Genomic DNA, 25878 nt, shown 5'->3' on the forward strand with positions numbered 1-25878 from the left:
ATCGATCGTTTGCATGCGCCATAGATCCTGAAAGGATCAAAGCTTGTAGCCGGGGGTTGAGCGCAAGCGATACCCCCGGTACCCTCCGCGCCTTCTCCTATCCCGAAGGGATTAAAGATCCGTCCAACGAGCTGTTGTCATTCGTCCTACAAGAGGAATTCGGCGCGTTCTCGGTTCGTCCTATGGCAACGAGTTCCGTCAAGTCTTGCATCACGTCGAGATGCCTCAACCATGCTCAATCCACCGGGGGTGTCGCTAACGCTCAACCCTCGGCTAATGGCTTAAGTCCCTTCAGGACAAAAGAGGACCCCGTTCTAAGGCTAAAGCTTCCGCCCATACACATCCGTGATATCCACAAGCCAAGCGGCCGATGGGGGGTCCATCGCATTCGGTGGACATCGCCAAGTCCAATTGCCCACCGACGTTCCCGGGGTATTCATCCTCGACTGCGCATCGAGCCCCAGCACGTCTTGCACAGGTGCCACCGCCATGGTCGCGACACTGCTCCAAATCGAGCGAATCATCCCGAGATGGATCTGATCAGGAGAACAATTCAAATAACGCAACGCAAAGGATTTTTCACGATCAATCTCTTCTTGGGTGCGGGTGCTTCCCTCTCCCTCTTTGCTGTTGAACCAACCCACGACCGTATCATTGTCGTGCGTCCCCGTGTAAGCGATGCAGTGCTTCGGATAATTGTGGGGAAGATCGAGCGAGTTGCTATCGCCCGCTCCGAACGCAAACTGAATGATGCGCATCCCAGGAAAATGAAACCGATCCCGCAAGTCATGCACTTCCTGAGTTATGAACCCCAAGTCTTCAGCGATCACCGGCAACTCGCCACCACCCAAGTACTGCGTCATGACCTCGAAGAAATCGTTGCGCGGCCCCGGCTTCCACTCACCAACCCGGGCATCCGACATATGCGACGGAATCTCCCAATACGCTTCGAATCCACGGAAGTGATCGATCCGAATGAGATCGCATTGCTCTAACATACGACTGCACCGACGCATCCACCAATCGTACTGCGTCTGCCGATGGACATCCCATCGATAGAGAGGATTGCCCCATCGCTGGCCGGTGGCAGAGAAATAATCGGGGGGGACCCCCGCTACGACGGTCGGATTTCCGAAATCGTCCAACTCGAACAAATGCTGCTGCGACCATACGTCCGCGCTATCCATGGCGACGAATATCGGAATATCACCGATCAACTGGACACCTTGGGATTTGGCGTAATGCCGCAACTGAAGCCACTGCTTGTCGAACAAGTACTGAATGAACGCTTCGAACTCGATCGCCACACGGAGCTTGTCCTGCCAAGCCGCGATGGCGTGGTGCTCGCGACGCGCCAGAGGTTGCTCCCACGACACCCACGATTGGTCTTGGTGGGCAATTTTGCACGCCGTAAAGAGGCAGTGATCTTCTAACCAAGCTCGATGGTGGTGGCGAAACGCATCGAACTCTCCGTGGAGATCATGTCTCTGATTCTGAAATCGGCGAAACGCGATTCGAAGCAACTCCATCCGCTTGCTCGCGGATAGCTCCAGTTGCACGCGATCCTTCGGTAAATCTTGAGGATGTTGGCTCGCAGCATCGTGCCATTCCTCCAACTTGAGCAATCCATCTCGGACCAAAAGTGCCGGACTGACGAAGAGAGGATTGCCCGCAAAGGCACTGGGAGATTGATAAGGCGAGAAGCCATAGCCGGTCGGTCCACACGGTAAGACCTGCCACCATTTCTGGCCCGCGGCAGCCAGAAACCGTACGAATTCGTAGGCGCTGGGACCTAGATCTCCCGAACCGACATCCCCCGCTGCCCAAACTCCATCGCTCCCCGGTAGCTCATTGCCGTGAGGCACCGTGAAGACCGGTAGCGATGTGATATGGAGGATCAACCCACTCGACCGAGCGAAGAGACTTGTCATGCAGTTTGGAAAAGTTCGGGACCAGCGGATCTAGAATTCGCAATTCCCGGGAGTCCGCGGGAACGGAATAACGTCGCGAATGTTCGCCATCCCTGTGGAGTATTGGACCATCCGCTCCAACCCCAGTCCGAATCCCGCGTGAGGGACCGTACCGAAGCGGCGTAGATCCAAGTACCACCAATAATCTTCTGCCTTCAATCCAACCTCTTCCATACGAGAGGTCAAAACATCAAGCCGCTCCTCACGCTGGCTACCGCCGATGATCTCCCCGACACCAGGAACGAGAACGTCCATGGCTGCGACGGTTTTGTTGTCATCGTTGAGCCGCATGTAGAACGACTTAATCTCTTTTGGATAGTTGTAGAGAATCACCGGACCACGAACATGCTTCTCCGTAATATATCGTTCGTGCTCCGCTTGCAAATCGATACCCCATGCAACTGGATAATCAAACTTCTCGTTACTACCCTGCAAAATGTCAATTGCTTCCGTGTAGGAAAGATGGGTAAAGGGCTTTTCCAGAACCAAACGAAGCGCCTCGAGCAAACCAGGCTGGATTCGCTTCTCAAAAAAGTCCATGTCCTCATGACAGTCGTGCAAGATCGCGTGCAACATGAACTTCAAATACCGCTCGGCCAAGTCCATATTGTCTGCGAGCTCGAAGAACGCCATCTCAGGCTCGATCATCCAAAACTCAGCCAAATGCCGTGATGTGTTAGAGTTCTCCGCTCGAAAGGTGGGACCAAACGTGTAGATCTTTCCCATGGCGGTCGCATACGCCTCTCCCTCCAACTGTCCGCTCACCGTCAAGAACGATGGCTTGCCAAAAAAATCCTGAGCATGGTCGACTTTGCCATTCACCGTCGGAGGGTTGTCGAGCGGAAGGGTGGTGACACGAAACATCTGACCCGCTCCCTCGCAATCGCTCGCGGTGATGATCGGAGTGTGGATGTAGACGAATCCCTCTTTTTGAAAGAACTCATGTGTCGCATGGCTGAGCCGATTGCGTACGCGAGTGACAGCACCGAACGTATTCGTGCGAGGTCGGAGATGCGCCCACTCCCGAAGCTTTTCAAACGTGTGTTGCTTTTTCTGAAGCGGATAGTCTGTGGCGCTCGCGGTGCCAAGAATTCGAACTTCGTGCGCGAACAACTCGGTCGCTTGCCCCTGCCCAGCACTTGCCTTGATCTCCCCAGTAACGATCACGCTGCTCCCAACGGTCAAAGTGGGGATGTCGCTCTCGTAGTTGGGTAGAGTTTTGTCCGCGATGATTTGGAGATTGCCAAAGCAGCTGCCATCGTTGACCTCGATGAAGCTAAAGCCTCCCTTGCTATCGCGCCGAGTCCTTACCCACCCTCGAACTTGTGCGATCGATCCAATCGCCTGCGCGTCGCGAGCCTTGCTTACCGAAATCCAGTTGCTGTTCATGTGTTGCTACCATCCAGGTCAAAACCAAAAGAGACCGCCCACCGCCACCCACTCTATCGGCACGGCTAGGCCCACTCGATGACCCGCGTATTCTAGCGAAGAACCTTAGAAAATGAGCAGCCATCTTCGAGACCCGCTGGACTCGATCACCAGGAACGGACTCATCACCTAGGTGAGGTATCTATTCAGGAAAAGGCTGTCGCCCCGCTCCCCGCTCGCACCTCCGCCCCTCGCCACTTATTCTCAAGGCTGGAGAGCGACCAGGGAAGCGCCGGTGGTGAGGATCTGGAAGCGAAGAGCGCCCTTGTCATACGGAGCTCGCTCGCGGATGCCAGGAGCGGCGCTGCCGGGTCGGAAGTGCCCGGTATTGGGATGATCCGACAGCGGGCGATGCAAATAGGCTTGGTACGGCAACGTCGCGACGCCAGTGAAAAATCGGACTCCCGAGAGCATCGGCGTCAGCTTCGGAAAACGCTCGTGGCCATGGCGTTCGAGCATCGTGTCCTCGAAGTACAAAGGCTGATGGCAAATCACCGGCGCGGTCCAATTCTTTTGCAACCCGACCAATCCATACTTCCGATCAGGACCATACGGAAGAGTTTGCATTTCCGGAAGACGCCCCTCTACCAAATCGTCCGGCAGCTTGCCGGTCCCGATATCGCTGATAGAAAGGTTTCGCGTAGGGAGTGGCGGAAGAACGATCGGACCTCGATCCTCCGCTTGCCGTGGCCCTCCTTCTTGCGGTGACGCTTCTTGCACAGTACCGGTCGAGGACGCGGACTCTTGTACCTTCGCAGAGACTTGCTGCGCCGGGACGGTTCCACTGCCAAAGAGAATGCTCACACCGGAGTCCTGGCCCCAAGCGACATTGGTGTGAAGCAACCCGACAAGAACAAAGCTTCGGATCAACCCTCGTTGCATCGTCAATGGCCTTGGCTGCGACATCATCCCACCTCGTCTATTGTGCTCAAAAAAGTCGACCATAGGGGTACCAACACTCGCGCGTTGGCGGTCGACTTACGAGCTTTCTTCGGCAACACCCGAAGGATCCCTTCATCACGCACAACAGGTTTTCAACTCAAAACTGCATTGGCCGTCCGAATCATGACGCAGTCGTTAATCTTTCCCACACCGAAATGACAGCAATGCTAACGCAGTCGAGCTTGTCGGAAGAAGAAGTCCAATCCTTGATGGAGTAGCGATTCCTCTTTGCAAAGGAACAGAATCTCCGCGGTCGCGTCTCCCATCGCTTCCGGCATCGGCGAATCAAGCGAGAGTCGTACCCGAAACAACGGCATCGTATTGGCTCCCGAAGATGTCGCGACGTCGCTCGCTACGGTATCGATTTCGGTCACGCGCGCAGCGAGCAATCGAGAAGGCGCTTGCAACGACCGAACTCTGGCCCGCAACCCGACCTGCAATTGAGCAACTTCGGATTCGGACAAATAGCACTCGATTTCCTCCACCTGAACGGACTCGATCCAGCCTAACAGCGATCCCTTCTCCACGAACTCACCGCTTTGCAGATCAGACCGAAGCCGATAGTCCTCTTTGCCCTGCGCTCGCTGTCGAGCGTTTGGATCGTCTGACGATGCGTGATGCGATGCCAAGCGAAAGACGCCTGGATGGGGTGTTGCGACTACGAGCTTCTCCAACCTCGCATGGAGCTCGAGGAGTTCTGTTTCGAGGACCTTCTGGATGGATTCCAGATGCGACAGGGATTCCAACGCTTCCGAGTTATGAAACGCGGCTCGCTTTGCTCCTGCTAATTCCCCTGCGGCGACGATCCAACGGCCTTTGAGGCGATTGTATTCCTTCTGCAACGCTAGATTCTTGACGTGAAAAACGGGGACTCCCTTTTCTACGTCCTCGTGCGGGAGTGCTTCATCGAGCAAATGGACGCGGCCGCTCTCGGGTGCAAAGATTGGTTTCGTTTCCTTCGCTCGAATCCATCCGGTTGTTTGTACAAAAGTTGGAATAGGAGTCGTGACGGAATAAACGCACAGCAGCGTTACCGCTACCCACCCCATCCATTGCAGCCTTATCCCACCGCGCTGTTCCGTAGCGATTGCTTGCCAACGGGAAACCGCGAGCAGCAGCTGACAGATCGCGTAAAGCGTGAGTACGATTAGCCCCAATCCCGCTACCTCCCAATCCGCAGCGATGTGCAGTGAGATCCAGGCAACTCCGAATAGCAATAGCGAACGGTTCACCAGCGAGAGCACAAAGTAATTGGCGAGCAGGAAGGTTTGACGAGCATCTTCCCCCACACTCCCGCGCCACAATCCATCAAACGCATTCCACGAACGCTCTCGTAGATTTTGAAGCCCCAACCAATCGCTCATCACGTAGTAACCGTCATACTTGATGAATGGATTAGCGTTGAACAAAAATGTTGTCACGCTGCAGACAATCATGACTTGGAAGGCAATCAAATTCAAAGGTCCTGAGGTGGTAAATCCCCACGCGATCGCGGCGACTGCTGCCAACCAACATTCCAAAATCATTCCGCCCATCGCAATGATCATCCGCTGATGAACCCGCGGGCACTGCCACGATTCGGAGATATCGACATAGGGACAGAGCATCCCAAAACTTCCAAGCAATCCGAACCCTCGCACACGGATGTCGTACCGCACGCAGGCCAATGCGTGACCAAGTTCATGAACCAAGCGGGTCGCAAAAAAGACCACCCCATACCCGATCCAGTTCCTTGGAGACCGAAGCAGATCCCAACTTGGCAACTGCTCGACAGCGGTCTCCCAACGCAACAACACCGTCACGCCCCCGACCGTGGCAACACATGCGAAGGCCATCCATCCCACCGGCCCAAAAAAGAAACGGCTGACAGGCCCCAGGGGTCGCAATATTAGGGAAGGGTCCCCAATATGAAGCTTCATCTGAAATAACGAAACAAAGAATCGGCAAAACCGAAGGATCCAACCGCTCGATTTTGCGGTGGAAAGGTCGTAGGTCGCGCCGGTAACCGCCCCGCGACCATGCGGAAAAGTGGTATGAACGATGCCGAGACGCAAGCATCGATTTAGGAACGATTCGATGGTCGATGCGTGGATTTGATTGGGTCGGTGAGCCAATCGATACAAGGCCACTAACTCGTCGATCGAGTCCGTCCGATTGAGATTCTGCAATAGAAAATATTCATCGCGCGAGCATCGGAATTGCTCCGATGTCCATGGGTGAACCGCGATCCAAATCGCCCCCTGAGGGGAATCGACCGATTTCCATTTGAGATCCGTGCGAAGGCGCAGCGAATGGGGCTTCGACTTTGCCTTCGTCAACGCATGGGAAGTACCGATCTCGATCGTCATCGCTTACTTTTTCGCCAGATGGGTTTGGAGCGAAACATTCATCCCGGGGATCAGTGACCACGCCTTGTCCGTTTTTTGATTCTGTACGGTGGCGGACATGCGGATCTTTCTCGCCGAACTCACCTCAGGGGCGTACCCTGATATAACCCCTACGAACCGATTGGAGGCTCGCGATGCTGCGGTTGCGACGCCAATCTCGACTTGCAATCCGATCAAATCACTCGGATCAAATCGATCGAGGTCGACAAAGAAATCGACTCGTAACTCATCCATTCGAACCACATGCAAGACCGTGGTTCCCGCGCTCATCCACTCTCCCTGTCGGTGGTCCATCCGCGTAACGATTCCCGTAACGGGTGATGCGATCTGCAGCTTATCCAACTTCTTCTGCGATACCGAGTAGGAGGCTTGCGCAAGTCTCGCTTTCAGATCCTTTTGAACCTTGGTTGCCTTGGCCTGTACGAGCCTTACCTTGGCCTGTTCGACAGCAATCTTCTTTTGTCGAACCTCGATCGGGCTTGCTTCTCCTTTATTTCCCATCTTTTCGTATGCTTCGAACTGCAGCTGAGTCTCTTCGACCACCATCTCTGCAAAGCGGATATCGCTTTCGTCGATTGCCTCCGCCTGAGCTACTTGAAACTGCAGTGCAGCCACTTGTTTCTCCAACTCGAGCGTGTCCGAATTCAACCGTCCGAGGATATCTCCCTTGTTGACGAGACTGTTTTCGGAAACTTTCAGCTCGAGAAGAGTACCGGTTTCTTGAACGGCGATTTCGACGACTTCCGGCGCGACGACGATTCCTTGCTCGAAGCGAATCCATGCTCCTTCGCCGTCTTGAAGCGAAAGATTGTTTGTGCCCCGAGTCTCGTTGGCGGGATTCGTCGACGATCGTTCTGCGAGTCGAGGAGTTTGTTGCCCCCAAGCTCCCTCGCGAAAACACAAAATAGGAATCGTTGCAACCAGAGGAAGAAGCCAAATCGTTTTCGGGAACAATCGTCGATGCAAAGCGATCATGGGATCCACATTTTCACTCGGTAAACAACACCCTGAACAAAGTCCTTCACCAAAGCCCAACCCAAAGGCCCTCGCCCTGTTTCGATAGCAACGCGCGCTCCTGCCCCGGTCATCGCGAGGTCCGCCGGGATGGAAGTACGCGGCTTTAGCTTTATCGTCACGAATGACTGACGTGATCCTGATCTCGGTTCGGAGTCGGTTTCAGAACGTTCGGTACGCCACTTGGAGTCTTTTTCCAAATCCAATTCGATCGTCGATTGCGGAGACGCGAGCAGACGTGCAAACGCTTTAGTCTGTTCCTTGGTTCCATTCACCAACTCTTCTAGCTTCTGCTCGGGTATCTTCGTGTCAAAATACCAGCCATCCGTTTCGTCGCGGATCGAGAAGAGCCATTGCCCTATGCGAAGAGGCCTATCTTGAAGCTTGGTTTCAATATCCCAGGTCTCAATCACTCCATCCCTTGGAGCGGTAACCGAGAGCGACCGGCACTGCGATTCGATCAACGCGAGCGTCGACATTTCAAGTCGATGAATTTCTTCGAGCGCCATCCGCTCGCTCTCGAGCGAGTCGCGTTGTGATGCCGGCAAAGATCGGTCGCGCAGGAGTCTATCCTGGACCTCTCGCAGGCGCTGCTCGGTCTTGGCATGCGTGGCGAGCATCTGGTCTCGTTCGGCAAGCAATTTAGGGGAAGTGATCCGAAGGCAAAGATCCCCGGCCTTCACTCGCTCGCCTCGATGTACCAATACTTCAGTAACAATCCCCTCTTCGGGAGCAAAGATCTCGTGAACGGATTGCGGTGATAAAGTTGCGGTCGCTTCGATCTGAATGGGGACTGGAATAGCGAGCACACTCAGGACACTGAACAAAAGAGACGCCCCGATCAGAACCTTGGCCCCAACCAGCGATCGGAGCTTGGCGAACCGCGAGGAACGCCCTCCATCACGCAAGGGGTTCGAAGAGCTAGGAACATTGGCGAGAAGCTTGAGGGTGAGCGCGGCCCGCGGCGCACAGTCTTTGTGAGGAATTACGCCATCGGACCAAGTCATTAATAGACTGAACCCGCGATCGCTGTTCTCTCGCGATGGCAACCATTGCGTTTTGGATTCGAAGAGACTCCGTAGAGTCCCTCCTCCGTCTGCAATTTGGGACGTGTCGATTGCGAAGGGCTGCAACCATACATATCGAGCGATTCCTAACGACTGCCGCCACGTCATGTCACCAGTGGCGGTGCGGTCTGCTTCTCCCTCCACGCAGCGCGAGCCTCCAGACTGCCGTTCAAGGTCCATGACCAACTTTTCCGTCGACGAAATAGCATCGGCTCGACGGTCCAGTCTTTCGAGCCCAGCCACGGCTAGAACTCGCCATCGCGCACGGCTGCGTTGCAACAAAACAACGTGCTCCGCGTTCTCTTCCATCTGAATGGAGCTCAATGCCTTTGCAACCGACGTGCGAGGGTCTCTTGCAAACGAGTCCAGAAGGAGCCGAGTGGTCGCCAGGTAGCGACGCTCCTGTTCTATCAATCGCGTTCGATGCTGCCGAAAGAACTCGGCGATCAGATCCGACATCTGCGACGCGAAGCGCAGGTAACCTCGTTGGCTCGATGGGCCGCCGCTCGGAGGCTGAACAATTTCCAACCACAATTCTCCACCTTCGATCTGGACCGGTATCGGGCAAAGGATAAGCAGAGAATCAAGCGGATTTCGAGGCCGATTGCTACCTACCACTACGTCCCGAGGAGGAACGAGTACAGGTTGGTTTTCTTTTCGAACAGCGTCGAGCAGCTGGCGATGCTCGTGACTTGGAAGAAGGGCCTCGTTCCCGTCAAACTCCGACGAGGTTCGCGAGTCAACATCGTCACTCACAACGGTCGCTAACTCCGACTCCAATCGATCGAGTAGAGCCAAGGGAGGTTCGACCGACTCATGGCGAGTCAACTCGGGCAATGCAAGTGGTTGGCATAAGTTGCGAGCCAATTGCGACGCTTCGAACAATCGCCACTCGCATTCGGAGTCCCACACCCAAACTCCGATCCCTTCGGCTCCCATCGCTTGCAAGATCCGTGGCAAGGCGAAACGGAGAAATTCACGCGGCGAGATGGGGCGAGTCGTCGACTCTTGAATCTCATCGACCCATTGCCGGATCCGATCTTTCGTTTGCTGTACGACTGCAGAATCCAACGGAAGAGGGCTGCGTCGATCTGCAGCGTTATGGGGTTCGAGTCGCTCGAATTCGCTGCGATCGTTGTCGATGGACGCGCCAATGTCACTGCGATGTGCCGAGTGGGCTCGCGTTTCTCCCGACATGGATTGGATGGGTGGATTTCCGTCGATGCGCATGGTTCACCGGGTACCATATTCGGTGAACAGAATGCAATAGTAGCTTAAAGACGGTGCAGGGCCGTACAGTCCCAACAAGTGTGTGGAACGAAATGAAAACTAATTCCACGGATAGAAAAGACGGGTGCCGGTGGTCGGCTCGCCCGGAGGAATTTCAACAAAACCGATGCTGGTGGCCAGCGATGCGATGTCTCCTGAACCTTTTGAAGGTTCGACAACGAATGCTCCTCGATCGTTTTGGGACACCAACCGAAACCAAACAAGAGGAAGTGTCTTGTCGTCATCCGCTTGAACAGAAACGGACATCGCCCCCAAGCTCGGCCTCCCTCCACCAGCTTGTTGAAGAATCGAGTAGGCGAAACGCCTGAACGTCACCGCAACACTGACAGGGTTTCCAGGGAGCCCCAATATGGGCTTGCCATCCTCTGTGATCGCTCCGAGGATCGGTTTGCCGGGACGGATTGGGAGCTTGTGAAACAGAATCTCCGCACCCGCCTGCCGAATCGCTTCGGGAACATGATCCGAATCCCCCATGGATACGCCCCCGGTCAAGAGAATGGCATCGCAGGACTCGATCTTCTCGCTTAGCGCCAATCGAATCTGCTCCAGCGAGTCCTGAACGCGTTCTACAACAGGTTCCGCCCAGCCCGTTTTGAGCAAAGCAGACGTCAGAAAAGGACCGTTGGAATCGCGAATTTGCCAAGGTTCGATCGGGACACCTGGTGGCAATAACTCGTCCCCCGTATTGATGACTCCAACGCGAAGCCTTCGAAAGACCGAGAGCTGTGCTCCTTCTTGAAAGGTCGCGACGCCTGCCATGGCATTCGGCCCCAAACAACAACCAGCCGAAAGTATCTCCGCTCCCAAAGGCGCATTCTCTCCGCGCCGACGAATGTTCTGCCCTCGCTGACAGTCGCTTGGTGCGATCTTGACGCGAATGGAGGTCGTTACCCTTGGGTTTGGAAGCTCCTGGCAATCTTCCCTTCGAATGACGATGTCCGCGTCTTCAGGGACCGCAGCCCCCGTGAAAATCTTCACGGCAAAACCAGACGGAAGGGTTGTGGGTGGCATGCCGGCAGCGAGCGTCGATGCGACAGGAATTTCGCCGGCGTCGAGATCCGAGATACGCACGGCGTAACCGTCCATTGCGGACACATCTATCGATGGACTTGGCCGAAAAGAATAGAGCGGGGAAGCCAGGATACGTCCGCAAGCCTCCGACAACGGGACTTGCTCGGTGCCGACAGAGCGAACCTTACTCATGAAGCTCTTCAAAACCGATTCGATCTCATCTTGGATCGATGGCTTTGCGTTCATGATGGAAGTTCCAAGCAAAAAAGATGGGGCGACGACGCTGGTAGACTACCTTGCCGGCGTCCTGCACTCGATTGCGTTAAGCCGCTTGAGCGGTCGGGAGTTCCTCGATCGCTTCTTCGGGGCGAGGGCAAGCGCACTTGGAAGAACATCCTCCAAACGATCGCCGAAGATTCATGAAATGAGCGAGAATCAACAAGGCACCGCCGATCGGAGTCATCCAAGGCTGAATAGTCTCCCAGGGGAGTCCCGAAAATCCGGCTGATGCGACGAACGTCTCTGGCGAACCAGGGTCGTGGCTGAGGCTCGTGCCTTGACTATGGTCGTGGTAGGGACAGTTTTCTTCGTCGTGAGGAGTCGCATGGGCATGCCCAGCATGCGACAAATCCGATGGTGAACAGCAGTGATCCGGGAGCAGAAAGGCCGCTGCCAGAATCATCCCCAATCCAGCTCCGGATAGAGTGAGAACCCGAATATCACCAAACCGACGGTAAGCTGGGAGAATCGAAACCGAAACGATCGAAACACAAATAATCGCAGCAATCTGATGGAAGAGTGGGCTCGCCATCCATTCGGTGAACTGAAGTGTCGGCAGGAATGCGAGCAAAACAGGAGTCGCAGCGCAGTGAACCGCGCACAAGGCGGACGCGGCGATTCCCATTCGATCCTTCCATTGGCTTCCGCTTTTCTCCATAATTCAGCTCGCAGTCGGGGAGAGAGGTTTCTTTTCCAGAGGCTCCAAGTTTATCGGAAAGATTCGCTGTTGCAATACGATTGCAAGAACTTTTTCTCTTCAGAAATTCACCCAGACGTAGGGGTTATGCCGTTGTCAGTTTCCCGTATGCAAGTGATAGACCGCTATCAAGAAGCGATTTCGAGGGTATCGGCTGCGTGCCAGCGAGCTGGTCGCGAAGCTGGAGCCGTCACGATAGTGGGGGTGACCAAATATGTCGGTTCCGAGGAAGCGCGTTGGCTGGCCGAGGCCGGTTGTCATGATCTAGGAGAAAGTCGGCCCCAGGCGCTTTGGGAGAAAGCGGACGCACTAAGCGATTTACCGATTCGCTGGCACCTCATCGGGCATTTGCAACGGAACAAGGTGGCGCGCACTCTTACGTGTGCACGATGTATCCACTCCGTGGACTCGGAACGAGTTTTAAAACAGATCATCGATGATTCGCGTGGGTGCGAGAATCCTCTTTCCATCCTCATCGAGATCAACATCTCGAGTGATGCGTCCAAAACAGGGCTGTCGTTCGACGAGGCGAGGCGATTGCTCCAGTATTGGAAAGAGTTCCAGCGAGAAGCCCCCCACAACGGGCATCTGCAACAGAAGACGCTCCAGCTTAATGGACTGATGGGAATGGGGAGCTTGGACGGCGACGAACATCAAACACGCAAAGAATTTGAATCACTACGGTTGTTTCGGGACGATTGCGAGACAGAGTTCGGTCTGGAGCTCCCTCAACTTTCAATGGGGATGAGCAACGACTTTGAATGGGCCATCGAGGAAGGGGCGACCATGGTCCGCCTCGGATCCACACTGTTTCACTCTTCGACGGTGTCCTAATGCCGATGCGTCTACGCCCCACAAAAGGTGGGCGCCTCCTATTTCCGCCCCATTACGTGGGTGCCCCGAATCCCCGCCCCTCCCCTTTTGCGTCTTGGCGCCTTTGCGAGAAACCTCCCTCCCCCCATTAGGTGGGCGCCTCTTATCAATTAAATGGGTGCCTTCTATTCATATACCCACTCATAAGGTGGGTGCCCCCTATTCCCCGGCCTTGGTTAGATGGGCGGCCTTGGTTAGATGGGTACCCCAATTTCCGATCGCGCCTTGGCGCCGTCGCGCGAAACCTCCCTCCAAAAGGTGGGTGCCTGCTATCAAAAAGGTGGGTGCCTCGAATGGCACTGTAATCTCCAATGATCGCGCAGTTCCCCCTAGCGACAGAGCGGGAATTTTCTTTAGAATCTCGCTCGCCTTGAAGATTGTTCTGGCTATGAACCCATTTTCTTGGCTATGATTTTGATCGTCCCTCCTTGGTTAAGTTGCCTAAACATAAACCAAGGAGGGTTTTGTTTTGGTCTCTATACCACCAAGGCGATCTCAAGCCAATTTCAGCTTTGGAGATTCCATCAAGGCTTTCCTGCTGCAACCCGGACTGCCGTTTGCATCGATTCTTTGCGAGCAGCACATCAGAAATGTTTTTCGCAAGCACGGTTGCACGATGAATGGGATCTATTCCACCGCAATTGTCTTGTGGGCGTTCATGTCGCAAATTATGCGTGATGGGAAAGAAGCCGCTTGCCAGTCCGCCGTCGCTCGTATTACGGCATTCTTTACTCTTCACGGGAAGTCAGCACCCGGGGCCGATACGGGGAACTACTGTCGCGCAAGAGCAAAGCTTCCCGAGGACGCTTTGAAAGAACTATGCCTTGGTGTTGCCTCTGAAGCGGAAGCCAAGGTGGAGTCCAAATGGCTCTGGAAGTCTATGCATGCCAAGCTTATTGATGGATTTACTTTCAAAATGCCCGATACGCGAAAGAACCAGAAAGAGTATCCGCAGCATACTGCCCAAAAGCCAGGGATTGGTTTTCCTATTGCTCGTGTCTTGGCTGTGATGTCGTTGGCCACAGGTTGTTTGCTTGATGCAACGGTCGGTCCCTTCAGCGGAAAAGAAACGGGCGAAACCAGTCTTCTGCGTCGGTTGCTCAAAGGTTTTTCAGCGGGAGATATCGTGATTGCTGACCGCTTCTTTTGTAACTACTGGTTGATCGCGATGTTCATGAAATTGAACGTTCATGTTTGTTTTCGCAGGAAGAAGGGACACACAGATTTTCGAACTGGAAAGCGATTGGGTAAACAAGATCACTTGATTCAGTGGTATCGTCCCGCTCGTCCGGCCTGGATGAGCCACGAGATGTACCAATCCTTACCGTTCGTGATCGAACTACGGGAGTTGCGATATACGGTCGAAGCTCCGGGCCGTAAATCAGGCCCGTTTATCATTGTGACAACATTGCTAGAGCACAAGGGTGACCAGGGTGTTAGCTATGAGGAGATATCCGATCTGTTTAGCTTTCGTTGGAATGCAGAACTTGACATCCGTTCTATCAAGACGTTTATGAATTTAAACTTTGTGAGATGCTTATCGCCCGAGATGGTCAGGCGAGAGTTATGGACGACGCTTCTTGCCTACAACTTGATTCGAACAACGATTTGCTCTGCCGCTTCGCTCTCTGGAAAGCGGCCGCGAGAGATCAGCTTCGTCTGTGCTAGCCAGTACATCCTAGCGAGTTGGCAGGAGGTGACGGCTCATCTTCGCGGCAAGCAACTTGAGCGTTACGCCAGATTTCTCCTCGAGCGGATTGCGAACTGTAAGGTTGGCAACCGTCCGGGGCGGATTGAACCGCGAGTTGTAAAGCGACGCCGCGACCAATACGCGCTGATGACCGAACCCAGAAAACAACTCCAAAAGCGACTCTATAAAGGCGATAACCGATTTGAATGAAACGACTTACGCAAATCGATTACAGTGCCATTCGTGGGTGCCCCTTATCAATTAGGTGGGTGCCTTCTATTAATCAGCCCCTTTTGCGTCTTGGCGCCTTCGCGAGAAACCTCCCTCCCCCCCATTAGGTGGGTGCCTCTCATTTACCCCTCTCCAAAAAGTTCACCTATTTGGTTGCATCCCTTCCTTCAATCCCATAAGGTGATGGGATCTACACCCCGAACTTCTTGGAGAAATCCACCATGTCCAGCACGCTCCGCTGTGAGCAGTTCGTCAGCGACGAAATCTGCCTTGTTCATTGCTACCATCGCTGTGTCCGTCGCGCCTTCCTCACAGGCATCGATGAGCTCACCCAGAAAGACTACACCCACCGCAGAGAATGGATTCGCCAGCGCCTGGAGTCCCTGGCCTCTGTCTTCGGTATCGACGTTCTCCAATATGCCGTCCTATCCAATCACCTCCATGTCATCCTCCGCAATCGCCCCGATGTCGTGAAGACTTGGTCCGACGTAGAAGTCGCCACCCGCTGGCTAAGACTCTTTCCAGGCACCCGAATCCTCGATGTCTTGGCAGAGCCCAACGAGGAGGATGTCCGAAGCGCTGTAGCCAATCCCGAGAAGATCCAAGAGTATCGCAGCCGACTCTCCGATATCTCTTGGTTCATGCGTTCTCTCGCAGAAGTCATCGCTAGGCGAGCCAATGCAGAAGATGAATGCAGTGGCTGCTTCTGGGATGGCCGATTCAAAGCGAAGCGGCTTCTCGATGAAGCGGGTTTGCTGGCCTGCGCCATGTATGTGGATCTCAATGTCTTGCGCGCGAACCTGGCCGCAACAATCGAACTCTCGATGCACACGTCGGTGTTTGATCGAATCGAGGCTGCCAAGGGAGCGATGATCGAATCCTCGGCTCTGGATCGTATTCCCTTGTCCCGGGAGGAATCGATCGCGAGGAGGACCAAGATGACGCTCGAGGAGCAGAAGAAGGCTCGTAAGCAGACTGGCCCCCGTCCACTGGTCCCCCGAGACGCCTGGTTGGCCCCTTTGACGCTCGACCCCGGAGTGGACGCGTTTGATCCGCAGGCCAGCACCAATGGTCTGCGCGCCAGCAACCGAGGGTTCTTGAAGATGAACCTGGAGGACTATGTGAAGTTGTTGCAATGGACTGCTAAGCAGAAGGATCATCCGCCAGGGAGCGTGTGTCGGGTTCCTGAATCCTTAGAGCCCTTGTTTACCGGCTTGGGAGTGGAACCGAGCATGTGGTGCGACTTGGTGTGGAACTACACGAAGTACTTTGGGACAAGCCGTTGTAGTGGGAATCCCAAGGCGATGATCGCCGACGCGGAGCGGACCCACAAACGCTGGAGTCGCGGCCAGCGCCAAGCTGCCGCTTGCTTCGCCTAGCGGGGAGCGCTTCGCGACAACTGGCCAGTAGCAAGGAGCAAGGAGCAAGTGGCACCTCTAGCTCCGGTTCCCCACCTTAGAGCCTGAGCCAGAACGTCCGCTCTCCAGTCTCCCGCTCTCCCATCTCCCTCTCTTCGCCCTCCTGCATTCTCGGGTCCGGCTCGCCGCTGCGCCCATCCGAGCCCAATCCCCCCGAATTCCAGCCCCCCAGGCCACTTCCGCCCCCACCGTCCCCCCTCCGTCCCCTCCAAAAGATGGGTGCCTGCGATTGAACTGCTCCAAAAGATGGGTGCCTTCTATCAAAAGATGGGTGCCTACTATCGGGAATGTCTGCGTCTTGGCGCCTTCGCGAGAAAACTCCTCCCCCCAAAAAGGTGGGTGCCTGCTATTTGAGGAACGATTGAATAGATGGGTGCCCTTAATTGAGAGCGCCATCCCTCCGAATTCCAGCCCCCCAGGCCAATTCCGCCCCCAATTCCCCCCAACCTCCGTCCCCACCCCCTCCAAACGATGGGTGCCTGCTATCAAAAGGTGGGTGCCTTCTATTGACTACCTGCTATTGACTCATTCCGACAAAAGGTGGGTGCCTACTATCGGGAATAGGTGGGTGCCTCGGATTAGGGGGAGGGGGCAACTAATTTATTTGGGATGGGCTGGGGCGGCGATAGGGACGGATTGTTGAGTTCAGAGGTCGAGAATCTTAGAGATATCGATCATGTAGACTTGTCGACCTTTACCTTCGTGGGTGGAATCGACGACAACCATGCGTCCGCTACGGCTGGATGACGGGTGGTTGTCGCATCGCCATTCTCCGGTGTAGCGATCTGGCGAGAGTAGATGAGCGATGGGAACTTTTCTATTCGTACTGACTTGGTAGAGATACGGATGTTGGATCCGCCCTTTATCTGGGTACGTGTCATTCAAGATCCAATCGTTGTCCGTTCGGGGCACATATGTGTTATGACCGTTGGTGGTCATTTGATCGGGCCCCACCGCTTCGACTTTGGAGGTTCGGTCGTGGTACAAGTAGAAGCGATCGCGGTGGGAAGGGTGCCAAGCCCATGCGCAGATCGAAGATCCATCCCGCCAGACAAAGTGAGAGGTTTTGCCGTACGGGTCGACCACGTATCCGTTCGAACCGTCTGCGTCCATGGTCCACATGCGGGTTGAGAATCCAGTTCTCGAAATGGTCAGTCTGTCGGCCGCTGTTGGCGTCTCTCGCCAACGATGCAGAAAGAGAAATCGCTTCCCATCCGGGGCGATTAGCAAATGGTTGAACCAATGTTTCGATTTCTTTGGATCGAATTGCAACTTCACATCTGATTGGTAAGGCTGCTCTGCGATCTGCTGGTAACTTACCAGCAAATGATATTTACCTGACTTTAAGTCAACCTTCCAGATTCCCGTTTCTCGCGGTGCCTTTTTTTCTTGATAAGGATCTTCGATGCCTGCATATCCATAACCAGGTCGACAATCATTTAGTCGGCGAAAATCGACGCTCAATCCCCATGAGCCATCAGGGGAAACGCAATAAATCGGCAAAGGAAGGACACGCTCGGTTTTGGTGCGAAGTGACAATATCTTCGCGACAAATCTCCCTTCGACGCGATCGTTCCAAAGTACTTCTTGGTCGTTAGCGTCCGTCGCACCTGGAAGCCATTGCAGCATGCATCCTTGTTGCCAGTTCCAAGCACTTGTCGTTCCGAGTTCAATCCACTGGTCTTGTTCATGAAGATCCAACATCCCTAGACGGATAGAATCTTCTGGCTCTGGCGTTCTACCTTCAAAGTCCACTTCGTTTGCGAGGACATAGCGATCGCTTAGGTCGAACAGTTCTTTGTCGTAGTATCCGCGCCAATGGAATTTAGGGCCCCGCGTGATGGCTCGAATTGGCGGCATCTCCTCGGTTGATTGAGCCTTCGTTGAACGTCCAAATGACGATGCGATCAAGGAGGCGAGACTACTTCGACAAAAGGTGCGGCGACAAAAGGTATGGCGATACACAGACACGATCCTGTATGGCGGAATGGAAAAATGGCGTGGGAATCGTCAAAGCGACCAGAGGAACGGCGAGTACACGCGTGGGCAAAATCACAACCTGAGCCCATCTTAGCATGTTGCGTTTGGGGCAGGGGCGCATGGAGTTGTTGCGGAGCACCGGGATCGTGATCCCTCAGCGATCTTGAGGGTTCGCTCCAAACTTTCCAGAATGTTTTTTCCCTAGCATGGTGTACTCGCGATTAGGACCAGACGTGTCATTGAAGTTTGATACGCTATTCCGATGCGCTAACTCCGACCTTGGGTCCCCGGCCAGTTAGAGCCCGTTTTCCCGTCAGTCTTTCGAGTTCGAACAAACGCGACTATTACCATGCCTACCCCGAAGATCTCCCATCGTCAGCGTCGGCCGCTATTCGATCTCACCCAGTCCATTCCACCCGTTTACTTGGGCTGGGAACAACCGATTCTTCACTCGGCAAGCGACTACTTGTTGGATCAATTCAAAAGGGGAGATTCCTGGGACTTGTCTCATTGCTTAGTCGTGCTACCTGGAGCCTATGCTGGACGGCGTCTCGCGACGCTCCTAGCCCAGCGAGCTCAGGAGATGTCGCTCATTCTGCGGCCGCCGGAGATACTTACGGTCGGCAAGCTGCCAGAGATGCTTTATTCAGCAAAGCTACCTTTCGCAACCGATTTGGAGCAGACGCTCGCTTGGACGAAGGTGTTGCGAGAAGCGGAGTCAGAGTTTTTGCGACCTCTCTTGTTGGAGTTACCTGAGCGAAGCGATGTTCGACCATGGATCGATCTGGCGAAGATGTTGTCAGCGTTGCACCGCGAGCTGTCATCGGACCTCATCGATTTCGATGACGTTGCGCACGAGATCAGCGATGCTCGCGAGTTGGTGCGATGGGAGGTTCTATCCAAGCTTCAGCGTCGGTACCTAGATGAGCTTCATATCGCAGGATTGTGGGATCTGCAGACTGCGCGTCGATTCGCAATTGACCAGAAAGAGGTGAATACGGACAAGGACATCATCCTGATTGGCGCCGTAGACTTGAACCGAGCTCAGCGAAGATTTCTCGATGCGGTTTCCTCCCAAGTACGAGTGTTGATCGGTGCTCCACTCGCGTTTGAGAGCGGCTTTCACTCCGACGGATCCTTGATACCGGATTTTTGGCAGGATCTTGAGATTCCCATCGACGCGAATCAGATCCATGTACGATCAACCCCTACGGAATCCGCCAAGGAGCTTGGGGTGCAATTGGCGCGTTTGGGTGGTGCATACTCCGTTGCCGACGTAACGGTTGGGATACCCGATCCAGCAATTGTCCCAATTCTACAGGAGACCGCATCGGACTTCGGTGTAGCATTGCGTTACGGTCCTGGAGAATCGATCGCCCTGTCGCCCCCCATGAAATTACTGGAAACGGTATTGGATTATGTTGCATCGAATGGGATCGAGGCTTTTAACAAACTGGTGCGGATTCCCAGTGTTGAGAGGTGGTTGGGGGAACAACCAGCGGTAGCTGAGCATCTGTCTTCGGAAAAAGGATCGATTGGATTACTGACAGCATTGGATCGGTATCAAGAAAAGACACTGATCCGTACGGTCGATCAGTTGGAATGGCCTGACGTGCAGGGCAAAGAACTATTTCAAACGGTTGTCAAATGTTTGGATGAATGGGTGCAACCGTTGCGAGTATCGAGTATGCCTCTTGAGCAATGGGCTGCACCGATTCGATCTGTCATTGCGACGGCATACTCACAGATGGAGATCAACCCACTCGATTCGCTGGGGCATCGCTACCTTCGATCCAGCCAGCAAATCAATGTCATTCTCGACGAGATGCAATCGATTCCTCAAAATCTGGACGTTTCGGTTGGTCTTGCCGAGGCATATACATGGCTGATTGGGCAGCTTGAAAGCATCCAGATTCCGCCGCTCCATGCGGACAATGAGATTGAGATGTTGGGGTGGTTGGATCTCGCTCATGATGATGCTCCCGTTTTGATGCTAACGGGGTTGCAGGATGGAATTGTTCCGGAGTCCGTCAATGGCGACGCATTCTTGCCCAACCAACTGCGCAGTCAATTGGGGCTCATGGACAATGCACGTCGTTACGCGCGCGATTGTTATGCGTTGATGACGATGCGGATGACGCGTCAGCGATTCGAAATCTTATTCCATCTTTTGAGCGTCGATGGCGATCCCCAGACTCCTAGTCGATTGTTGCTCGCCGTTCCTGTCGAGCAGTTGGCCGTCCGAGTGAAGTGGTTGTTAGAGCCGAAAACGACTCCGCTAGAACTCGAGTCAGCTGTCGCCTGGAAGCCGAGGAGAGGGCAAACGAATATACCCATCCCTTATCCAGTGCTGAAGACGCCCATTCAAGATATGGCGGTCACTGATTTTAAAAAGTATGACCAATGTCCCTATCGCTTCTATCTCGGGCGAATTGAAAAGGCCAGGGCATTTGAGCATGAGAAGTTAGAGCTAGACGGAGGTGGGTTTGGAGATCTTATTCACAAAGTATTGGAGGAGTTGCACGGAAAACCGGTCGCCAAGAGCACCGACGCGGAAGAGATCGAGGTTTTTCTCAAGGTGGAGCTGGAGCGGATCGCTAAGGTGCAGTTCGGTATTCAGCGTCCCCCTGCATTGATCATCCAATTAGAACAGGCTCAAAGGCGGTTAAGCGAATTCGCGAAGAAGCAGGCAGAGTGGGCTGCGAAAGGATGGGAGATCCGTTGGATCGAGCATCAAGTTGAGAAAAAGGACCAGGTCGTACTCGATCTTCGAAATGGCAGTCGGATGGTTGTCCATGGCCGGATCGATCGAATCGATTACCATCCGGCGGAAGATCGTTACACCGTATGGGATTACAAAACCGGAGATCAAACCGACCTACCGGTGAAGAATCACCTAAAGGGGGAAACTTGGATCGATTGGCAATTGCCATTGTATGGTCTTTTGATCCAGACTTTAGGGATTCGAGATCTCTCGAAAGTTTCCTTTGGTTACATACTTCTCCCAAAGAATCCATCCGAAACACAGTTCGCGATCGCAGACTTTACGCTTGAACAGCATCGCAGCGCCTTGGAATCGGCTGTAGAAATCGCGAGGAAGGTGGCTGCGGGAATCTTTTGGCCTCCCAAGTACAAACAGATTCACCCATTGGACGATTACAACGCCATTACGCAGCGTTCGGTTGCGAGACGGTGGGATAAAGAATTGGCGGAGCAAGAAACGGCCGCTGAGTCTCAGGCGGACACGCAGAATGAACCAGAGTATGAGGTAAGTGATTCCGCCACCGACGCTGCGGTTGATCAAAGCCATGTGTCGCCGAAGCCTCCGTCGTACCCTTGCAAGATCGAGCTGAAGCCAGTCGTTGCTCAAGGCGTTGCGCCGGCTGAGTGGTTTTCACCCAAGATGATTCTTGCTTCGGCAGGTACAGGGAAGACCTACAATTTGGCTTCTCGTGCGTTGCGATTGTTGTTCACCGAGCAGTCGCTCGATTCCATACTGGCTACGACATTTACGAGAAAAGCTGCAGGGGAGATTCTTCATCGCGTTCTGATTTGGCTTGCTAAGGCCGTAGATAGCCCCGATGTACTCCAACAGATTCAGGAGGTCGTGGCCCCGTTGCAGATCGACCGTTCCGGCGTGATTTATCAATTGGGGCGTCTCTGTTCGCAGTTGCACCGATTCCGCGTCAGCACACTTGATAGTTTTTATTCTCAGCTCGCTCGTTCGTTCGCGTTGGAGCTCAATCTGCCACCCGGATGGAGTCTGTCGGATCCATTTCAATACGAGCAGCTCAAACAAGAAGCGATTACACGGATGTTTGAAACCATTTCGCATTCCGATTTACGCTCCCTGATATCGCAGCTGTCAAAAGGAGAAGCAACGCGAAGCTTACGGCGAGAAATCGATAGCGTCGTTTCGTCTGGGTATGAGTTGTTTCGACGCACAACCGAGGACGCTTGGAAGAACTTACATGTCCCCAACGCCCCGGATGACGAGCTCGTTCAGAAAGCGATTCAAGTTTTTAAGGCGTCTGAGGTCAAGGACGCTCGCTATGCTGCTTCCCGTGACAAGACCGTCGATTGGTTTGACCGTGAAGAGTGGGGAAGCTTTCTCTCTCAGACGCTTGTTCAGCGAGCGAGTGAAGAAGTACCTAAGTTTTACCGGGCGGAGTTAGACCCGCATATCGTCTCAGCTCTACGAACTTTGGCCAAGCGAGCGGTTGCGGGCGAGCTAGCAAGCCGACGAGCTCAAAACGAAGCAGCGTACCATCTTTTGAAGGGTTTTCATGAGCAACTGCAATGGGTGAAAACCAGGCGTCGCACCGTTACGTTTGATGACATCGCGGAACGGCTGGCGCAATGGATGCGGGGGCTAGTGGTGAATAAGGAGGCTGAAGCGAAGGGCGAGCCGGACGCTCCCGAAAATAGTTCCGCGGCACCTAGCATGCCAACCATTTCCTATCGGATGGACTGTCCCATCAATCACCTCCTTCTCGATGAGTTTCAGGACACTTCACCTGTGCAATGGGAGATTGTGAAGCCATTCGCGGAGACGATTGTTCAGAATCAAATTGATCGGACATCCTTCTTTTGCGTCGGAGATACGAAGCAAGCAATCTATGGCTGGCGTGGTGGGGTCTCCGAGATCTTCGAGTCGGTCGGAGTGCAGATCCGTAATGTCCAGAAGGAGCAATTGGTCAAGAGTTTTCGCAGTTCGCAGGTTGTGATTGACTTCGTCAATGACGTCTTTACGCAGTTAGATAAGCACCCTGCTTACGGCAGCGATGATGGCGACGGCGAATTGAGCGGCATTGACGCAGTAACGCACTGGGTTTCGCGAAACTTCACGAAGCATGAGACCGCGAAGACCACGTTGACTGGCTATGTGGAATTACGAAATGCGAATGTCGAATCGAAACGCAGCAGCGATACAGACGATTCAGAAACCAATGAGTTTTTAGAAGAAGTTGTTGACCGAATTGCCCAGTTGCATCGAGATGCCCCTTCGATCGAAATCGGAGTGCTAGCCCGAACGAACCAAGAGATTGGCTCTATCATCCACTTGCTGCGAGAGCGAGGTGTCGAAGCGAGTCAGGAGGGAGGCAATCCATTGACCGATTCCGCTCCCGTTCTCTTGGTGCAAAGTGCGATGCGCGTCGCCAATCATCCAGCAGACACACTTGCATTTTTTCATGTGACGCAGTCTCCGCTCGCCAACCACTTTCTTGAAGAGGAGCGGCAGGATGCAAACGCAATGTCGGCCAGGCTTCGATCATGGATTGATGCGTTCGGATTCGGAGACACGGTTAGTCAACTTGCCCACACCTTGGCACCTCAGTGCAATGCGAGAGATCAAGATCGATTGCGCCAGTTGGTCCAGCTTGGATACCGGTTCGATGCATTGCGAGTTGACAATATTTATGGATTCATTGAGTTCATTGAACAACAAAGAGTCGCGTTGCCAGGGGCTAGCAAGATACGTGTGATGACCATTCACCAATCCAAGGGACTGGAGTTTGACGCAGTATTCTTGCCTTCCTTGAATCAAGGGATGACAGCCCGAGTCCCTGCTTTTGTCGCGATGTTGGGCGATCGAACGAAGCCTCCTATAGGGGTTTCCCGTTACATCAGTGGCCCGATTCAGCGTTATCTGGATACGCCGTGGAAAATTGCTTTTCAGGAATACCAGCAGCAGCAATTGGCGGAGGCACTTTGTTTGTTCTATGTCGCACTGACGCGGGCTCGGCAGGCTCTTTACCTTTACACCGTGCCTAGTTCGTCTCCCAAGAAGAGATGGGGATCTGTTCTGCAGTCACTGTTTGCCAAGCAAGATCAGGGGAAATCGCCTGGAATCCTCCTTCATAGCTGGGGAGATGCGGACTGGTATCAAAAGTCTCATTCGCAATCAGATGCTTCCGATGAGAGCGACGAGCGAGATGCAAGCGAACAGCAAGCAGTAACGGAGATTACCGAGTCGATATCTGTATCAAAGGCTTCAAATGCGAAGACCCTTCCTATTCGACTTCGCGGAGCCAAGGCGAACGAAAGGGTGATCTCCGTATTGCGTCCAAGTCAGGAGGAGACCGCCGATCGGGTCGTGCTGGGAACGCAGTGGAAATCGTATGACCCGAGTGGTGCGATCATCGGCAAACTGGTGCACCGATGGTTCGAAGAAATCACGGGATGGATTGAGGACTTTAAGATAAATAAACGAAGGTTGAAGGAACTGGCGGCGGCGTCGCTTACGCAAGAGGAAATGCAACAGATCCGGATGCTGGAGTGGTTAGATCGCTTTGTCCAGTACAGCAACCAGCCGGGTGTTCGAGGGGTCCTGAGCTCATCGCGATATGCCTCCTGGATTCGTCCTCGGCTTTTGCGATTGGAGGTGACCAATGAACGCAAACTGCTGCAGATACTCGATGATAGTTTATTGCGAGGTGTGATTGATCGCTGTGTAATTGGATACGATGGCGACCAAGTCGTGCGAGCTGAGATCATTGATTTCAAAACCGATCAGCGACCAAATGGGTGCAGCTTGTCAGACTGGATCGACGACCGAAAAGAGTATCACTTTCCACAGTTAGCGATCTATAGGCGGGCGATCAGCGATCAATATCGTTTGAAGGAAAATCAGATTACGATCGCGTTGGTATTGCTGTCTGAGGATCAAGTGATCGAGTTATGAGGCATGACATAGCCCGTGGGATGATTTCGATGGAAAGGGACCGAATTGTGGGGCAAGGGGATTCATTGGGACTTTCTCCGTCGAGATGAATGGCGATAGGGTCGGAGGAGGAGATATCCAAACGCGTGCAACGACCGCGTTGGACATGAGGGTGATTCGTCGGAAGATTTCCACGCAACATCGCGGGGAAATGCCGAGCCAATTCAAAACGAGTTAATTTCCCCAAGTGGAGCCAATCGAAGAGGCCATCGGACGGATTCGCATCAGCATGGAGCGGGTAGCTTCCTTCCCGTTTCCCGATCGCGACGCTCAACATGAGTGTGTCACACGGAAGAGTCCTGTCATGATCGACGGAGAGGGAAAAGTTTCGAGTTCCGAAGTGAGGTCCTGTTTGCAGGAGCAATGCGAGTGTGTAGCGAATTCTCGCAGGTAACCTTTTCATCGATCTTGCTCGATCCGCGATGGAGCCCGATAGGCCGATACCTGCTACGTTCGCGAAGTAGCGGCATTCTTCGTCCCATTTGAGAATCCCAATATCGACAAGAGTTGGAGAAGGTGTTTCGTTGCCATGCGATTCGCACGTGAAGGATGCGGCATAGTCGTTGGCGGTGCCGGCGGGGATCCAGCCCAAAATGGATCGGTTCTCTGGGTTTTGCATCATCCCATTTACAACTTCATGAATCGTCCCATCTCCACCCACTGCAATGATCGTACTTACACCGTCCAAGCTCGCGCGGAAGGCAAGTGATTCCGCATGTTTCGGATAGCTTGTTGTTTCCCAACGAATGACGTCGTTTTTCGATCGCTTGAATTGTTTTTCCATCGAATTCCAATAACTATTCGGTCGCTTGCGGCCGGCTCTCGGGTTTGCGATCATAAGGATGGTATTCTTTCGATCAGTCATTGAGCGTATTCC

14 protein-coding genes are annotated in these 25878 nt (G+C 53.8%); 4 read left to right on the forward strand and 10 right to left on the reverse strand.

All coding sequences use genetic code 11. From position 1 onward, the window contains the following. Window positions 1–320: 320 nt before the first annotated feature. From malQ to VN12_RS00985, 8 genes are all read right to left on the reverse strand, one after another. Entirely contained in the window at window positions 321–1931 is a 1611-nt protein-coding gene (gene malQ, locus VN12_RS00950; RefSeq protein ID WP_146675071.1) for a 4-alpha-glucanotransferase, read from the reverse strand. Window positions 1932–1961: 30 nt separating this feature from the next. Next, on the reverse strand, window positions 1962–3359 hold the full coding sequence (gene asnS / locus VN12_RS00955; protein ID WP_146675072.1) for an asparagine--tRNA ligase: 1398 nt from the start codon (window positions 3357–3359) through the stop codon (window positions 1962–1964). Window positions 3360–3602: 243 nt separating this feature from the next. Next, window positions 3603–4343, reverse strand: coding sequence for a hypothetical protein (locus tag VN12_RS00960; RefSeq protein WP_146675073.1), 741 nt, complete (start codon window positions 4341–4343; stop codon window positions 3603–3605). Window positions 4344–4507: 164 nt separating this feature from the next. Continuing rightward, on the reverse strand, window positions 4508–6688 hold the full coding sequence (locus tag VN12_RS00965) for a hypothetical protein (protein ID WP_146675074.1): 2181 nt from the start codon (window positions 6686–6688) through the stop codon (window positions 4508–4510). A 3-nt stretch (window positions 6689–6691) separates the two neighbouring features. Beyond that, complete coding sequence (locus VN12_RS00970) at window positions 6692–7702, reverse strand: efflux RND transporter periplasmic adaptor subunit (protein ID WP_146675075.1); 1011 nt, start codon at window positions 7700–7702, stop codon at window positions 6692–6694. Further along, on the reverse strand, window positions 7699–10038 hold the full coding sequence (locus VN12_RS00975) for an efflux RND transporter periplasmic adaptor subunit (RefSeq protein WP_146675076.1): 2340 nt from the start codon (window positions 10036–10038) through the stop codon (window positions 7699–7701). The genes VN12_RS00970 and VN12_RS00975 overlap by 4 nt, the downstream gene beginning before the upstream one ends. A 99-nt stretch (window positions 10039–10137) precedes the next feature. After that, a complete protein-coding gene (locus VN12_RS00980) occupies window positions 10138–11355 on the reverse strand; it encodes a molybdopterin molybdotransferase MoeA (protein ID WP_146675077.1) in 1218 nt (405 codons plus the stop codon). A 76-nt stretch (window positions 11356–11431) separates the two neighbouring features. After that, window positions 11432–12046 (reverse strand): MerC domain-containing protein, encoded by a 615-nt coding sequence (locus tag VN12_RS00985; protein ID WP_146675078.1) that lies wholly within the window; start codon window positions 12044–12046, stop codon window positions 11432–11434. Between the two features lie 126 nt (window positions 12047–12172). Between VN12_RS00985 and VN12_RS00990 the strand changes: the two genes are divergently transcribed. From VN12_RS00990 to VN12_RS01000, 3 genes are all read left to right on the forward strand, one after another. After that, window positions 12173–12919 (forward strand): YggS family pyridoxal phosphate-dependent enzyme, encoded by a 747-nt coding sequence (locus tag VN12_RS00990; RefSeq protein ID WP_205855162.1) that lies wholly within the window; start codon window positions 12173–12175, stop codon window positions 12917–12919. Between the two features lie 508 nt (window positions 12920–13427). Continuing rightward, window positions 13428–14858 carry an IS4 family transposase gene (locus VN12_RS00995; protein ID WP_146675080.1) on the forward strand — a complete coding sequence of 477 codons (1431 nt, stop codon included), beginning with the start codon at window positions 13428–13430 and terminating at the stop codon, window positions 14856–14858. Between the two features lie 242 nt (window positions 14859–15100). Beyond that, window positions 15101–16258, forward strand: a complete 1158-nt coding sequence (locus VN12_RS01000) for a hypothetical protein (protein ID WP_146675081.1) — start codon at window positions 15101–15103, stop codon at window positions 16256–16258. A gap of 684 nt (window positions 16259–16942) precedes the next feature. On the opposite strand, the gene VN12_RS01005 is transcribed toward VN12_RS01000, so the two are convergent. Next, window positions 16943–18157, reverse strand: coding sequence for a hypothetical protein (locus VN12_RS01005; RefSeq protein WP_240491280.1), 1215 nt, complete (start codon window positions 18155–18157; stop codon window positions 16943–16945). Between the two features lie 469 nt (window positions 18158–18626). On the opposite strand from VN12_RS01005, the gene VN12_RS01010 reads away from it, so the two are divergent. After that, window positions 18627–24962, forward strand: coding sequence for a UvrD-helicase domain-containing protein (locus tag VN12_RS01010; protein WP_146675083.1), 6336 nt, complete (start codon window positions 18627–18629; stop codon window positions 24960–24962). Here VN12_RS01010 and VN12_RS01015 read toward each other — a convergent pair. Further along, window positions 24913–25866, reverse strand: coding sequence for a diacylglycerol/lipid kinase family protein (locus VN12_RS01015; RefSeq protein WP_168164127.1), 954 nt, complete (start codon window positions 25864–25866; stop codon window positions 24913–24915). The genes VN12_RS01010 and VN12_RS01015 overlap by 50 nt on opposite strands. Window positions 25867–25878 lie beyond the last annotated feature (12 nt).

This window comes from Pirellula sp. SH-Sr6A (genome assembly GCF_001610875.1).
Lineage (GTDB): Bacteria > Planctomycetota > Planctomycetia > Pirellulales > Pirellulaceae > JBKCUI01.